This is a genomic window from Pedobacter sp. SL55 (assembly GCF_026625705.1).
GTDB lineage: Bacteria > Bacteroidota > Bacteroidia > Sphingobacteriales > Sphingobacteriaceae > Pedobacter.
Genome location: NZ_CP113059.1, coordinates 1,102,010 through 1,116,472, shown reverse-complemented (window position 1 = coordinate 1,116,472; position 14,463 = coordinate 1,102,010). Strand labels below are relative to the sequence as shown.

General features: G+C 37.5%; 15 protein-coding genes. 10 read left to right on the top strand and 5 right to left on the bottom strand.

The window, feature by feature from the left end:
* Nucleotides 1-254 precede the first annotated feature (254 nt).
* The 4 genes from OVA16_RS05085 to recG all read left to right on the top strand — a co-directional run bounded on the left by OVA16_RS05085 (nucleotide 255) and on the right by recG (nucleotide 5,109).
* Nucleotides 255-1,592 carry an OmpA family protein gene (locus OVA16_RS05085; RefSeq protein WP_267763939.1) on the top strand — a complete coding sequence of 446 codons (1,338 nt, stop codon included), beginning with the start codon at nucleotides 255-257 and terminating at the stop codon, nucleotides 1,590-1,592.
* Between the two features lie 109 nt (nucleotides 1,593-1,701).
* Nucleotides 1,702-2,082, top strand: a complete 381-nt coding sequence (locus OVA16_RS05080) for a RidA family protein (protein ID WP_267763938.1) — start codon at nucleotides 1,702-1,704, stop codon at nucleotides 2,080-2,082.
* 5 nt (nucleotides 2,083-2,087) lie between these two features.
* A complete protein-coding gene (locus OVA16_RS05075; RefSeq protein ID WP_267763937.1) occupies nucleotides 2,088-2,990 on the top strand; it encodes an EamA family transporter in 903 nt (300 codons plus the stop codon).
* 7 nt (nucleotides 2,991-2,997) lie between these two features.
* Nucleotides 2,998-5,109: an ATP-dependent DNA helicase RecG gene (gene recG / locus OVA16_RS05070; protein ID WP_267763936.1), complete on the top strand. Its 2,112-nt coding sequence runs from the start codon at nucleotides 2,998-3,000 to the stop codon at nucleotides 5,107-5,109.
* Nucleotides 5,110-5,212: 103 nt separating this feature from the next.
* Here recG and OVA16_RS05065 read toward each other — a convergent pair whose 3' ends face one another.
* Nucleotides 5,213-6,415 carry a DUF763 domain-containing protein gene (locus OVA16_RS05065; RefSeq protein WP_267763935.1) on the bottom strand — a complete coding sequence of 401 codons (1,203 nt, stop codon included), beginning with the start codon at nucleotides 6,413-6,415 and terminating at the stop codon, nucleotides 5,213-5,215.
* A 185-nt stretch (nucleotides 6,416-6,600) separates the two neighbouring features.
* On the opposite strand from OVA16_RS05065, the gene OVA16_RS05060 reads away from it, so the two are divergent.
* The gene (locus OVA16_RS05060) at nucleotides 6,601-7,050 is read left to right on the top strand and encodes a hypothetical protein (protein WP_267763934.1); all 450 of its coding nucleotides are present in this window, start codon (nucleotides 6,601-6,603) and stop codon (nucleotides 7,048-7,050) included.
* On the top strand, nucleotides 7,047-7,451 hold the full coding sequence (locus OVA16_RS05055) for a DUF2784 domain-containing protein (RefSeq protein ID WP_267763932.1): 405 nt from the start codon (nucleotides 7,047-7,049) through the stop codon (nucleotides 7,449-7,451). The genes OVA16_RS05060 and OVA16_RS05055 overlap by 4 nt, the downstream gene beginning before the upstream one ends.
* A gap of 54 nt (nucleotides 7,452-7,505) precedes the next feature.
* Here the strand turns inward: OVA16_RS05055 and OVA16_RS05050 are convergent, their stop codons facing one another.
* The 3 genes from OVA16_RS05050 to OVA16_RS05040 form a co-directional block, all read right to left on the bottom strand.
* Entirely contained in the window at nucleotides 7,506-8,438 is a 933-nt protein-coding gene (locus tag OVA16_RS05050) for a hydrogen peroxide-inducible genes activator (RefSeq protein ID WP_267763931.1), read from the bottom strand.
* 96 nt (nucleotides 8,439-8,534) lie between these two features.
* Complete coding sequence (locus OVA16_RS05045) at nucleotides 8,535-9,341, bottom strand: DUF4249 domain-containing protein (RefSeq protein WP_267763930.1); 807 nt, start codon at nucleotides 9,339-9,341, stop codon at nucleotides 8,535-8,537.
* Between the two features lie 9 nt (nucleotides 9,342-9,350).
* Nucleotides 9,351-11,684 (bottom strand): TonB-dependent receptor, encoded by a 2,334-nt coding sequence (locus OVA16_RS05040; RefSeq protein ID WP_267763929.1) that lies wholly within the window; start codon nucleotides 11,682-11,684, stop codon nucleotides 9,351-9,353.
* Nucleotides 11,685-12,004: 320 nt separating this feature from the next.
* On the opposite strand from OVA16_RS05040, the gene trmB reads away from it, so the two are divergent.
* The 4 genes from trmB (at nucleotide 12,005) to OVA16_RS05020 (ending at nucleotide 13,762) form a co-directional block, all read left to right on the top strand.
* The gene (gene trmB / locus OVA16_RS05035) at nucleotides 12,005-12,655 is read left to right on the top strand and encodes a tRNA (guanosine(46)-N7)-methyltransferase TrmB (protein ID WP_267763928.1); all 651 of its coding nucleotides are present in this window, start codon (nucleotides 12,005-12,007) and stop codon (nucleotides 12,653-12,655) included.
* Nucleotides 12,656-12,663: 8 nt separating this feature from the next.
* Nucleotides 12,664-13,023 carry an MGMT family protein gene (locus tag OVA16_RS05030; protein WP_267763926.1) on the top strand — a complete coding sequence of 120 codons (360 nt, stop codon included), beginning with the start codon at nucleotides 12,664-12,666 and terminating at the stop codon, nucleotides 13,021-13,023.
* Between the two features lie 75 nt (nucleotides 13,024-13,098).
* Nucleotides 13,099-13,440: a carboxymuconolactone decarboxylase family protein gene (locus tag OVA16_RS05025; RefSeq protein ID WP_267763924.1), complete on the top strand. Its 342-nt coding sequence runs from the start codon at nucleotides 13,099-13,101 to the stop codon at nucleotides 13,438-13,440.
* Nucleotides 13,441-13,483: 43 nt separating this feature from the next.
* Complete coding sequence (locus tag OVA16_RS05020) at nucleotides 13,484-13,762, top strand: SelT/SelW/SelH family protein (protein ID WP_267763922.1); 279 nt, start codon at nucleotides 13,484-13,486, stop codon at nucleotides 13,760-13,762.
* Between the two features lie 58 nt (nucleotides 13,763-13,820).
* Here OVA16_RS05020 and OVA16_RS05015 read toward each other — a convergent pair whose 3' ends face one another.
* Nucleotides 13,821-14,375: a hypothetical protein gene (locus tag OVA16_RS05015; protein ID WP_267763920.1), complete on the bottom strand. Its 555-nt coding sequence runs from the start codon at nucleotides 14,373-14,375 to the stop codon at nucleotides 13,821-13,823.
* Nucleotides 14,376-14,463: the final 88 nt, after the last annotated feature.

Below are 14,463 nucleotides of genomic sequence, written 5' to 3'. Positions count from 1 at the left end.
TAGGACTTACTGTATATAATCTCTACACGAAATTATTAGCGCTATTATTTCTTGGAATTATACGAATGTATTACTTCTTGCTCTTCAATGCGTTGAATATCAGTGTAAAACTATAGGTTTTAAGATTTAATAGCTTAATTGATAATGTTTGGAACGGAGTTTGTACAAGGGTTTTGAGATTATAAAAATTTGTTTAATTTTGTAATGCAAAAAATTATACAATAAAATATTTGTTTAACCTTAAAAAGAAAATTATGAATTATTCTACTTTAAAAAAGAGCGTTGCGGCTTCTTTAGTAGCATTAGTTGGAGTTTCTTCTCTAGCTAGCGCACAAGATGCTCCTGCAACCAGTTCTTCTGCCAAGGTATTTGGTGGTAGAGGACAGTACAGAACGTGGTCTCTAGGTGTTAATGCTGGTGTTTTAGCTCCAGTAGTATTAACAGGCGGATCAAACGATTTCACTAACTGGGATGTTAACTTAGGTTACGGTATTTCATTACGTAAACAATTAGGTCATGCTTTCGGTTTAGAAGGTAATGTATTCCGTGGTAAACTTTCTGGAACCAACGAAGATGCGCCAGGCGGTGCTAGAATGGGTGTTAGAGAGTTTGAAACTGAGCTTGCTTACTCTGCAGACTTAAGAGGTGTGGTTAACGTAGCTACTGTAGATTTCTTACGTCGTGAGAATTCTGTAAACTTCTTCGTAACTGCTGGTTACGGTGTTGCTGCTTACAGAGCTGCTTTAAACGGTGCTGATCCTAAAAACTTAGGAGAAGTTTATGGCGATAATGGAGACAAAAAATATATCAAAGAAGCTTACATCCCTGTAGGTGCTGGTATCAAATTTAAAGTTTCTGATCGCGTTTCTTTCAACTTAGCTTATACAATGAACTTTGTTGATGGCGATAACTTAAACGGTGTTTACTCAACTACTGGTTCTAAAGATAAGTTCTCTTATACTTCAGCTGGTTTAGAGTTCTCTTTAGGTTCTAAATCTAAACCAAACTTGGATTGGGTTAACCCATTAGCAATGATGTATGACGAATTGAAAGATCCTTCGTTACGTCAAGAAGTTGAAGCTTTGAAAAACCGTGTTGCTAACGTTGAAAAATCAGTTGATGATTTGAAAAAAGATAGCGATGGTGACGGTGTTGCTGATATGTTTGACAAAGAGCCTAATTCAGCTCCAGGTGCTGTAGTTGATGGTTCTGGTCGTACAATCAAGTTCCCAGAAACTGCTGCTGTAACTCCTGCTTCAGGTGTTACTGGTTTCGAAGCTATCGGTTTTGAATTCAACAGTTCAGTATTAAAAACAGAATCTTACCCAACTTTAGATAAATTATCTTCAGTATTGCGTGAAAACGGTGGTAAAGTGACAGTAAACGGTCACGCTTCTAGCGAAGGTACTGCTGCATACAACATGAAGTTATCTAAAGACAGAGCAAACTCTGTTAAAACTTACTTAGTAAACTCTGGCGTTAACGCTAGCAGTGTAGTTACTAAAGGTTTTGGCGAAACTATGCCTATCGCTTCTAACGATACAGAAGAAGGCCGTATCCAAAACCGTCGTGTTGAAACTACTAGAAACTAAATTTCTAAATAGTATAACATTAAAAAAAGTCCCGATGTTAATCGGGACTTTTTTTATGTCTAAATTTGTAGGAAATTAATATTTAGCTTAAAAAACTTCAATTAAACAAATGAAAAAAATTATCTATACCACCAATGCTCCAGCTCCAATTGGGCCTTACAGTCAAGCTATCGTAGCCAACGGTTTTCTATTTGCCTCTGGTCAAATTGCTATTAATCCAGAAAACAACGAACTTAACAATGGTACGCTAGAAGAAGAAACCCATCAAGTAATGCGCAACGTGAAAGCCTTATTGGTAGAGTCTGGTTATGAATTTGAACACATCATTAAAACTACTATATTCTTGTCTGATATGTCTTTGTTTGCTGAAGTAAACGAAATTTATGGGGCTTATTTTAAGAGCGATTTCCCAGCAAGAGAAACAGTTGCTGTTAAAGGCTTGCCAAAAGGCGTAAACGTAGAAATTTCTGTAACAGCATACAAAGCATAACCTTGGTGCCAAGTAAATCAAAATATTTACTCTCTGGAGTATTGTCTGCGGTAATTTGGGGTTTCTTTGCAATTCCGTTAAGAAACCTCAAAGCGTATCCCTCAGAGCAAATTTTATATTATCGAATTTTTACTTCACTTGTAGTGATTTGGCTGGCTATATTTCTGTTTCGAAGAAGTGAACTACAGAAAGACATTAGCTATTTTAAAAAAATTACTCCTCGGGAGAAAAAAATAGTATTAAGCCAAGTAATTGGAGCAACTGTGCTGCTGGTGCTAAATTGGTATACCTTTATTTACGCAATTAATAATGTAAGTATTAAATCGGGGGCTTTTGCTTACATGGTGTGTCCGCTTATTACGGCTTTTGGCGGATTTTTGATTTTGAAAGAGCACCTCTATCGGGTTCAAATTGTTGCTTTGGTGCTTGCTACCGTTAGCATCTTAATGTTAGCCACAGGATCTGTTGTAGAAGTTGCTTGGTCGGTAATTATTGCAGCCCTCTATGCTTTTTATCTTATTATTCAGCGTAAGATGCAAAATTTAGACAAGCTGAATGTTTTGGCGGTGCAAATTACTTTGGCGGTGGCGCTTATGCTGCCATTTTTTATCTATCAGCATACAGGCTTGCCCATAGCTCCAAAGTTTTGGTTTAACGTAACATTAATAGCCGTTTTATTTACCGTAATACCATTGTTCTTGAGTTTGTTTGCACTAGTAGGTATTCCTTCTTCTACATTGGGTATCATCATTTACATTAACCCAATTATTGCTTTTACAGTTGCTATTTTTTATTTTGATGAAAAAATAGATCCACATCAATTACTAGCCTATTTGTTATTGCTGTTTGCTGTTTTTCTATTTAACTGGAACATGATTACAGATATGCTTAAATTTAAAAGAAAATAGTAAGGTTTTGTTTGCATCAAATTTAGAAACACCTCTTGTTTATTTGAAGGGCGTTGGGCCTAAACGTGCCGAGTTGCTACAAAAAGAGCTCGGGGTTTTTACCTACGAACAGCTGTTGCATCATTATCCTTTTAGGTACATAGATAGAACCCGCTTTTACAAAGTAAACGAGTTAAATCCTGATATGCCATTGGTGCAGGTTATAGGTAAACTCATGACTAAAGAAACCATTGGCGAAAAGCATAAAAAAAGAATTGTAGCCAAGTTTGCAGACGAAACCGGAACAATGGAATTGGTTTGGTTTCAGAGTTTAAAGTGGGTAGAAGACAATATTTATCGCGGAAATACCTACATCGCCTTTGGTAAGCCAAATTTCTTTAATGGAGGCTTTAGCATTTCGCATCCAGACTTAGAAACTTATCCTCGTCAGCATACGGGAAAAGTAACTGGAAACTTGACCCTACAGCCCATTTATCACTCTACCGAGAAACTCAAAAAGAGTTTTTTAGATAGCAAGGGTATCCAAAAGCTAATTTATCAAATCCTAGAACTTCATGTAAACGAAGTGAGGGAAACCCTGCCAAACTATATTTTAGAAAAATATAAACTCATTGGCAAAAAAGAAGCGCTGATTAACATCCATTTTCCAACAAACACCAATGCGCTGCAACAGGCAGAGCGTAGGTTGAAATTTGAAGAGCTTTTCTTTATTCAACTACAGTTGTTACACAACAAACATCTGCGAGGTTTAAAGTTTAAGGGCGTAGTATTTAGTAATGTAGGCGAGCGTGTAAATCGGTTTTATAACGAAATTGTCCCTTTTGATTTAACCAATGCACAAAAACGGGTAATTAAGGAAATTAGAATTGATACGCAGCGTGGCGCACAGATGAACCGTTTGGTGCAAGGCGACGTAGGAAGCGGAAAAACAGTGGTAGCGCTAATGAGCATGCTGTTAGCCAATGATAACGGCTGTCAGGCTTGTATGATGGCACCCACGGAAATTCTAGCTCGCCAGCATTACGAATCTTTAGTGGGGATGTTAAAAGGCGAGTTGGTTAATGTTGCCATTTTAACAGGAAGCACCACCAAAAAACAGCGTACCATCTTGCATCAGCAATTGGAAAATGGCGAGATTGATATCTTAGTAGGAACCCATGCGTTGATTGAGGATAAGGTACAGTTCAAAAACTTGGGCTTGGTAGTAATTGATGAGCAGCATCGGTTTGGTGTTGAGCAGCGAGCAAAACTTTGGAGAAAGAACGTGGTGCCGCCACATGTTTTGGTAATGACGGCTACGCCAATTCCTAGAACTTTGGCCATGACTTTGTACGGCGATTTGGATGTTTCTGTTATTGATGAACTACCGGCAGGAAGAAAGCCTATCGAGACGCTTCATTTTGTAGAAGGTAGGCGTATGCGCATGTTTGGCATGATGAAAGAAGAGATCGCCAAAGGCCGACAAGTATATATCGTTTATCCATTGATTAAAGAAAGCGAGAAGTTAGATTTGCTGCATTTGGAGGCAGGAATAGAACAGTTGAGCTATCAATTTCCTCGGCCCCAATATCAAATTAGCATTGTACATGGCAAGTTGAGCAATGCCGATAAAGCTTACGAGATGCAACGTTTCATTGATGGTAAAACGCAAATTATGGTGGCCACCACCGTTATTGAAGTTGGCGTAAATGTGCCTAATGCTTCGGTAATGGTCATAGAAAACGCAGAGCGATTTGGACTTTCTCAACTCCATCAGTTGCGTGGAAGGGTTGGGCGTGGCGCAGAGCAATCTTTCTGTATTTTAATGTCTAAAGACAAACTAAATCCCACTTCTAAAAAGCGATTGGAAACCATGGTGCGTACCAACAATGGGTTCGAAATTTCTGAAATAGATTTAGAGCTGCGTGGGCCGGGAGATATTACCGGAACCATGCAAAGCGGAACGATAGAGTTAAAAGTAGCAGATTTGGCCAAAGACCAAGTGATTTTGCAAGAAGCCAGAAATACAGTAATTGAGATTTTTGATAAAGATCCTAATGTTGAAAATCCTGAAAATAGTTTGTTAAAGAGTTTCCTTTCGAAGAAGAATGTTGGCATTAGCTTCGATAAGATATCTTAAGCCGTATTCGTCATTCCCGCGTAGCCGGGAATCTTAAAGCGAAATAATTTACTCTCACAACCGCATTACGATCCCAAAATAAATTTTGGATGACGAGCTAAATTTATTCAAACAAACTCAACTGATTGCTCGGTTTCTTTGCTTTTCCAAAAACAGTTCTGCCTCCATATTTCCAAGAATCGGCCTTCTCCTTTGCTATCAATTCGTCAAAATTCCCGTTAGGTATAAAGTCTTTTTCTACTCTGGCAGCAATTTGAGAAAGCGACTGAATAGCTTGTGCCTTATCTGCATTTCCAATTTTCGATTTTTTGATGGCATCGTTTAAGGTTTTAATTGTTTCGTCGTAAACATCAACAGGAACAGGAAATGGATGCCCGTCTTTGCCGCCATTGGCAAATGAAAATCTAGCAGGATCTTTAAAACGTGACGGACTGCCGTAAATCACTTCGCTTACTAAGGCTAAAGATTGCAAAGTTCGCGGTCCTAGCCCATCTAAAAGTAGCAGCTCATCAAAATTAGAAATGTTATTGTTTTGTGCCAGCCATAAGATAGAACCTAGGCGTTTTAAATCTACGTCTTTAGCTTGCACATCGTGATGTTTGGGCATTACCAGCTTGCTTATTTCTGCCAACATTTTTTGAGGAGGTTCTGCCATCATCTCTAACATAGATGCTTTTACAGGCTGAGCCTTCTTGTCGGTTAGGTTTAAGATTTTTCCTTGGTTTTGTCCGTAAATGAAAGTGTGGGGAGCATCAGTAAAAGATTGTACGTTTACCGAATGCCAATGGTACCTTCGGGCGGTAGCGCTAGCATCGCTCATGCCTTGTTGCACTACGGTCCAATGGCCTTCGGTACTCACAATAAAGTTATGCTGGTAAAGCTGGAAACCATCTTGAATGGCAGTATTATCTACTTTAGCAGAAAGCTTGCTGCTGCGAACTAATTGATCACTATCTAATCCGTTAGATGATGCAAATTTTCTAAGTTCATTAGGCGTTTCTCTTGAGAATTTTCCTTTACCACCGCAAACATACAAACCAAAAGTGGCCGCATTAGGGTTGATGGCTTTTTTTAAAGCGCCCATTACCGACGTGGTAATGCCAGAAGAATGCCAGTCCATGCCCATTACTGCGCCCAAACTTTGAAACCAAAACGGGCTGCTCATCCTGCTCAAGAAATCGTCTTTACCTTTGTTGGCCAAAATTTGTTCGGTAATTGCCAAGCCTAATTTGGCCATTCGCTCTGCCAACCAAGGCGGCACGGCTCCGTAATGTAAAGGTAAATCGGCAACTCCTGCTTTTTTCATTTGCTAACAAATTTAGCAAAATTAATGTAAAAACAAGAGCACTTTACGACAACAAACTTAGGATTGAAACCATGCCTCTACTCATATCTCCTAAATATTTCTTAAATTGCAGTTTTAAACCGCAATCAAAAGATTAATACAGCCATTTATTATTGAGTACTGTATTGCTTTTGCAAAAAAATAAAATGATGAGAAAGTTTTTATCTGCACTTTTCCTTTTTACAGTAATGGCAATTTCTGCATTGGCACAACCCAAAATGCCTACGCCAGAAGAATTGGCTAAAAAGAATGTAGACGAGTTAGAAACCCGTTTAAAGCTTAGCGCTACGCAAAAAAGTGTAATTTATAACTACGCTTATAATATGGCTAAAGAGCAAGTAGCGCTGATGAAAAAGCAACAGGCAACTGGCTATGACGACGAAGAGGTAACTAAGCTTTATCGGTTAAACAACGAAACCAATAAAAATATCAAAGCTTTGTTAAAACCAGAGCAAATAATAGAATATGATAAAATTACCGAAGAGCGCTTGGCTGGTGTAGATCCTAAAAAGAAAAAGAAGAAGAAAAAAGGCGAAGAGGAAGAAAAAATAGTGGGTATTGAAGGCTTAAAATCTGTAAAAGCGGGTCAGCTTTGAGTTTACAGCTTTTAGATTATTTTTTTACTATTCTTCATTTGCTCATTATTGGTGCCAATCTATTTGCTTGGATTTGTCCGAGAACTCGAAAAATTCATCTTTACATAGTTGGTGCCACTTTGTTTTGCTGGCTAATTTTGGGCATTAGGTATGGCATTGGCTATTGCCCAATTACTGATTGGCAATGGCAGGTTAAAACTAAACTAGGCGAAACTGATTTGCCTAATTCTTTCGTTAAATACTATTTAGATAAGTTGGTTGGAAGAGATATTGCAGATACAACTGTGGATGTGATTACTTTAATTTCTTTCTTGGTTGCTATTGTTTGTTCTGTAAAGGTTAATTTTTTTAACAAAGCTGCATCTCAGAAAGCTAGGAGACTTTATTTTGATCGCAAATAAGCGGTCTAGTAATCTGCTAATAGTAAAAATGCCATCGCTCGCTAGTACGTCTAGCTAAATCCCAACTACATCTTTTTTCTTTCTGTTTTTCATCCCTTTTGGAATAAGCATTAAGATTTCTTCTCTCAAGGCATTTAGCATTTTCTTTTTCACAAAGCTTTTGTGTGTTACCAAACTAATTTCTCTTACAGGTTCTGGAGATTTAAAATAGCGCACTTTATTCAATTGTTTGCTGTTCAAATCGTGAAGCGAAAGTTCTGGTAAAAGTGTGGTGCCATCGTTTACATCAACCATTCTAATTAAAGTTTCTACGCTGCCGGTATTATAGGTTAAAGCCTGCAGTTTATTGTTCTTGGTAGATCGGCAAATATTTAGCACTTGTGAACGCATGCAGTGGCCTTCGTTTAAGAGCCAAATGTTCTCTTCTTCAAAATCTTCTGCATCTATCGTCTTCTTTTTATAGAGCTTGCTGTTCTTGCTTACGTAGCCCACAAAGGTTTCGTAATACAAAGGCTGTTCGCTAATGTTGGTGTCTACCAAGGGGGTGGCTAAAATTCCGCAATCTATTACTCCTGTTTTTAAATGATGGATAATATCTTCTGTGGTGTATTCCCAAATCAATAGTTTTAAGTCGGGGTATTTGGCAAGCATCGAGGCAATTACTTCGGGCAGCAAATATGGAGCAATAGTTGGAATAATGCCAATCTTTAATTCTCCGGTTATTCCCTGTTCTTGGTTACTGATAATTTCCTTGATCTTGCTGTTTTCTTGCAATACAATTCTAGCCTGCTCAATAATCTGTGTGCCAATCTCGGTTGGTGTTACAGGCTGTTTGCTTCTATCAAAAAGCTTTACACCTAAAAACTCTTCCAGCTTTTGTATCTGCATACTTAAAGTTGGTTGGGTAACAAAACACTTTTCGGCAGCACTTACAAAACTTCGGTAAGTATCTACGGCAACAATATATTCAAGCTGAACTAAGGTCATATATAGTTAAAATTGATAGCAATAATATTTAGCTATAAATTTAAACAATGTCTGCCTTAAAATGAAATCTAAAGTTAAGAAGCCTTATTGCAAAAACTACTGAACCGTGTACTCTTTGCTTTGTATGGTATGTGCGCTGAAGTAGCCAATGGCACCTCCTTTAATGTTACTTACAGGGTTGGCTGGTGCAGCGCTATCTCCACCTCCTTGTGCCCCATTATCTACGCTAAACCAGTATTTGTAAACAGGTTCGTCAATAGTTAAAAATTCTAACTTAATTTTATCTCCCTTTTTGAGCTTGCTTTCCTCATCAAACTCATAAGGAAATATGGTTTGGTTAACCGTTCTTCCATCGGTAAACTCATCATTAGTTGCCATAATAGATTTAGTATATACATCGTTCTTATATTCTATAAAACGATAAAAGTTTTTAACGCCTATTGGATCTGTATATTTCACATGGGTAAACAGACGAGGGCCATCAAATAAATTTAACTCATAGGGGTAAACATCTTGCAGCGCAACTACAGCGGGCATGGTACAGGTAGCTGTAAATGCTTGTTCTGCAATGGTTATGCGAAGCTTATAAGTTTGTGTAGGAGTGCCTTTTAAAGTTGCGTGTAGGTAAACTCCAGGTTTTGCGCTTTCGGTTAATCGAGTTACATTACCTAGTTGATCTTCTATTTCTACTACTGCTTCGCTAACGCCGGCAAAATCATTACTGCTGTTGTAGCTTTTGGTTTTGCTAATTAATACACGAGCTCCGTTGGCCTGATCTGTTAATGTGGCCTCTATTACATATTTTTCTGCAGCCGTATCTAAATTTAGTTCTATCACTTCCTCACATGAGGATAGAAGAAATACCATTGAAAGAAAAGCAAAGATTTGTTTGAAATTATTCATCTGTATCGGCTATTTGAATTTGAAATTGTAAGAAATTGAGGGTAGAAATTGAAACAATGAAGTACGTACCACTTCGGTTTTTGTGGGATCGTTTTCTGCTTCTCTAAACTCTATAGTGTAAGCATTTTTTCTACCATAGGCATTATATAAGCTAAAAGAGAGTTCCGAGCTGTAGTTTTTCTTCTGCTTCAGCTGTAAGTTTGCTCCTAAATCTAAACGATGGTAAGCTGGCATGCGGTACATATTTCTTTCTGTGTAATAAAAAAATGTTTGGCCATCCATATTGTATTTTCCTGTTGGAAAAGTAATGGCATCTCCAGTATAATAAATCCAAGAGGCATTCAGGTTCCACTTTTTATTCAGTTGGTACGAACCCACCAAAGCTATTTCATGTGTACGGTCTTGGCGGGCATTATACCAATTTCCTCCATTAATTTCTCCTATTTTTCGCTCGGTTTTAGAAAGCGTATAACTTAGCCATCCAGTAAAATCTCCTTTCTTTTTCTTAAATAGCAACTCTAGACCATAAGCCCTTCCTATACCATATAAAATTTGGGTTTCGATATTGTCCGAATTAAAAGTTTCTGCACCATCTCTATAATCAATTTGATTGTCCATGGTTTTGTAATAGCTCTCTACATTTAACTCAAAAGCATTATCTAACAAATTTCTGTAGTAACCTACGGCAAGCTGATCAGAAATTTCTGGTTTAACCATTAAAGAACTTGGCAACCATTTATCGCTGGGTCTACTAGAGGTAGAGTTAGAAATAAGGTGCATGTTTTGCGTATTTCTTACGTAAGAAGCCTTAACTGAACTTTGCTGGTTTAACAAATAACTTAATGATAAACGTGGTTCTAAGTTGAGGTAAGTTTTTACAAAATCGCCTTTTTTGTAATAGGTGGAATTAAGAATATCTCCCTCTGGACTTACGGTTAAAAAATCGCCACCGCCTAAAACGCTAAAACCAGTTAAGCGCAAACCAAAGCCAATATTTAGTTTTTCGGAAGCTTGCCAATCGCTTGAGGCGAAAAGCGCATTTTCTAAAGAAAACCTTTCTTGATAGTTAACAGGGTTGTAGCTAGAGGCGCCTTCTGAAGTGATTTCTCCAGGTGTAACAGTATGATAAATAGAATTGATGCCAAATTTAACTAAGTTCTTGTCCGAAGCTTGCCAAAAGAAGCTTTGCTTTAAGCCCCAATCTTTCAATTGTGAAAATATACGTACATTATCTATACCAGTATTTACTTCTATTTTATTTTGATAGCTTGTGTACGAAGCAATGGTACTAGAAGTTAGTTTCTGAGAAAAAATATGTCTCCATTGCGCACTCGCAATTCCATTTCCCCAGCTTAAACCAAATGTTTTTGCCAAACCTAATTTATCGCTGCCCAAATAACCAGAAAAAGTTAATTTGTCATTTTCTCCCAACTGAAAATCGGCTTTGCCGTTTACATCATAAAAATATAAGGTGTTTTGATTGATAGAACTATCAGGAGAAAGACGTAGCAAAGCATCTACATAGGTTCTTCTCCCAGAAATGATAAAAGAAGATTTGTTTTTTTGGATGGGGCCTTCAAGTGTTAATTTAGAAGAAATTAAGCCGATGCCACCCGATGCGGAGAACTTTTCTGTTTCTCCTTGTCGCATTTTAATGTCTAACACAGAAGATAAACGGCCGCCAAATTGCGAGGGCATTCCGGTTTTGTAAACTGTAATATCTTCAACAGCGTCTGGATTAAAAGTGGAGAAGAAGCCTAGCAAATGCGCTGCATTGTAAACAGGCACATCATCCATCAGGACTAAATTTTGATCTGCAGAGCCTCCGCGTACGTAAATACCGGCGCCACCTTCGCCTGCCGACTTGATGCCAGGCAAAAGCTGAATGGCTTTCAAAATATCACGTTCGCCAAAAATAAGCGGAATGTTCTTGATGGTTTTCATCGTTAAACGTTCGGCTCCCATTTGCGGACTAGATAAGCTGCGGTCATCTTTGGCGGTAGAAATTACAATTTCATCGAGGTTATTGGCGCTATCTTCTAATTCGAAATTGAGCTTTGTATTCTTCGAAACTTTTACTGTTTTCCGCAAAGTAGCCATTCCTATGGCACTAATGACAAAAGTATAGTTTCCAGCCCTTAGTTCTACTTCGTAATTACCTAAGCTATCGGCCATTATGTTTCGCTTTGCTTCCACAATGTTAATGGTGGCTGCTTCTATCCGGCTATCTCCAGATTTTACATGGCCCGAAATTTTAAAGGTTTGTTGTGCAAATGCGCCAGAAATACTTAAGAAAGAGAAGCTGATTAGGATTAAGACAAGCTTAAAGAAATTAGATATCATTTACGTATCGGAATTTACAATGTTAATTAATGGTGTTTTGATTTATGACAAGAAAAAGAGGGCTTACCCCCACGTGTTTCTTTAATTTTTTCGCAAGTTAAATAGAATGAAAGCATTTCTGTCTTAACGAAAAGTTAAATTTTCATTGTTATTGATGTTTTGTCGAAAGAAAATAAAGCAAGTAACAACTTACGAATGTTAATTTTAGTGATATACTCATTTAGTTTTTAAGTGTTAGATTGCTTTTGTACGCAATAGTTACGCTGCATCAATAACGGAATAGCTAATTAAATCTTACTTTTACACTTTAATTATTAGTTGTGGGAAAAGACAAACTCAGAAAATTTGCGGAAATAGACACCTTTCCGAACGTATATCAGTTAGAAGAAGGCAAGGCGCTCAAAGGAAATTGGGCAAAAACACACTTTAAAAACGATAATCCAGTTGTGCTAGAATTGGCTTGTGGAAAAGGGGAATACTCGGTTGGATTGGCCAAGCTTTTTCCGGCAAAAAATTTCATAGGTATAGACCTAAAAGGAAACCGAATTTGGCGTGGTGCTAGAACTGGAGTTGATGAGGATATACCAAATCTAGCTTTTTTGCGTATCCAAATTGAAGATTTGCTGGAGTATTTTGGGGAACAAGAAATAGACGAGATATGGATTACTTTTGCCGATCCGCAACCACAAATTAGTAGAGAGAAAAAACGTTTAACATCGCCTAATTTCTTATCTAAATATAAAATCTTATTGGCTGATGGAGGCAAAATCAATCTAAAAACAGATAATGATGGTTTGTATGGCTATACGAAAGAAAAAGTAGCAGAGTTAGGTTTGCTTACGCATAAAGATACAGATCATTTATATCAATCGGATTTAGTAGACGAGGTACTTTCTATAAAAACACATTACGAGCGCATTTACCTTAAAAAGGATAAAAACATTAATTATATTCAGTTTTCGTTTAGTTAGACATTAAGGTGAAAGACCAAAGACCCAAAAGCCCTACGCCCCAAGCGCTAACTTTTTACGAACAGGTTTACGAAGTGGCAAGGTTAGTTCCCAAAGGAAGAGTAACTTCTTACGGAGCTATAGCAAAGGCTTTGGGTGTAGCCAATTCGTCTAGAATGGTAGGGCATGCCATGGCCTACGCTGGGCAGGCTAGTCCAAAAGTACCAGCGCATAGAATAGTGAATAGTAGCGGTTTGCTCACTGGCAGATTTCATTTCTCGCCACCAAGCGAGATGCAAGAAATGCTAGAGAAAGAGGGAATTATTGTTGTTAACGATAAAATAAAGAATTTCAAACAGGTTTTTTGGGATCCGTTGCAGGAGCTTTAATAGTTGGTTTGTCGTTGTTTAGGCTGCATTAGTTCTAAAAAACCAACTATCCAAAAACTAAAAAACAAAATTAAAATGGGAAAACTAGTAGAAGAATTTAACGACTATCGCTCTAAAATGAACGAGCGTGTAATGGAAACCGCCAACACCAACATTAAGCGCTTTTTTGCGTTAGATACCACTTCTTATGCAGAAGGCGCATTAAATGTAAAAACCAAAGAGATGTTGGGCTTGGTGGCTTCGATGGTTTTACGATGTGATGATTGTATCAAATATCACTTAGAAAAATGCTACAATGAAGGTGTTAGTGATGATGAAATGAACGAGGTTTTCATGATTGCCAATTTGGTGGGTGGCTCTATTGTTATTCCACATTACCGCAGAGCTGTAGAGTTTTGGGACGATTTGAAGAAGTAATCTTATCAACCAAGAAGGCAAAAGGAGAACAAAGAATTTTACAATGAGTAAACCCGTTGTTACTATAGAGTATTGTCCAAAATGTGGTTGGATGTTACGTTCGGCCTATTTTGCACAAGAGCTGCTTACTACATTTGCAGAAGAACTTGGTGGCGTAACATTAAAGCCTAGCGAAACGAGTGGCACTTTTTTGATTAGCATTGATAGCAAGTTAATTTTTGATAGAAAAACGGAAAGTCGCTTTCCTGAAACTAAGGAACTGAAACAGTTAGTTAGGGATATTTCTTGTCCAGGGAAAAGTTTAGGGCATTCAGATAAATAACAAAAAATCAGCCTTTGAAATTAGATAGTTCCAAAAGCTGATTTTTTTTGAATTGCATTTACTTTTTAATCAAGTTAGCCACAGCTTCGCTATCTAATTCGTTATCATTATAGTTAAAAGCAATTAAACTAAATTGAGCTTCAAAGCTATCCATTACTAAGCATTTAGGCGAGTTTGGTTTAATTACATAAAGCACATACAGTCCTGCGCCCGCATTAGGGCACGTTAAACAAACTATCACATCTTTACAGGTTGCGTTTGCTTGTTCTCTCCAAGTGCCTACATTTGCCTCGTAATAAGCATCTATTTCTTTCCAACATAAATCTATTGGGTTAACCGGATCTACCGGACCTCCAACTACAGGTGTAAATACATTATTTTTTTCGGATACTTTTTTTAGATAAACTCTTCCCTCATTTTTAGTTAATGCTGTTTTTAGTTCATCTTTGCTTCCAATTAAAATAGCCGCCTCTGTACCACCTCTGGCCGTAGCAACTTTCATCGCTACAGAAAATCTTTCGTCTTTTTGGGTTTCTTCTCTGTCTTTTTTACAAGCAAATAAGGTAACTACTGCTAAAGCAAATATTCCAATAATTTTAATAGACTTTTTCATGATCGTATTTTTTAAAGGTTAAAAATTGATTGTTTCATTGGTATATCACCTTGTCATGAAAATTGTTACCCTATATTTTTATTTTTAT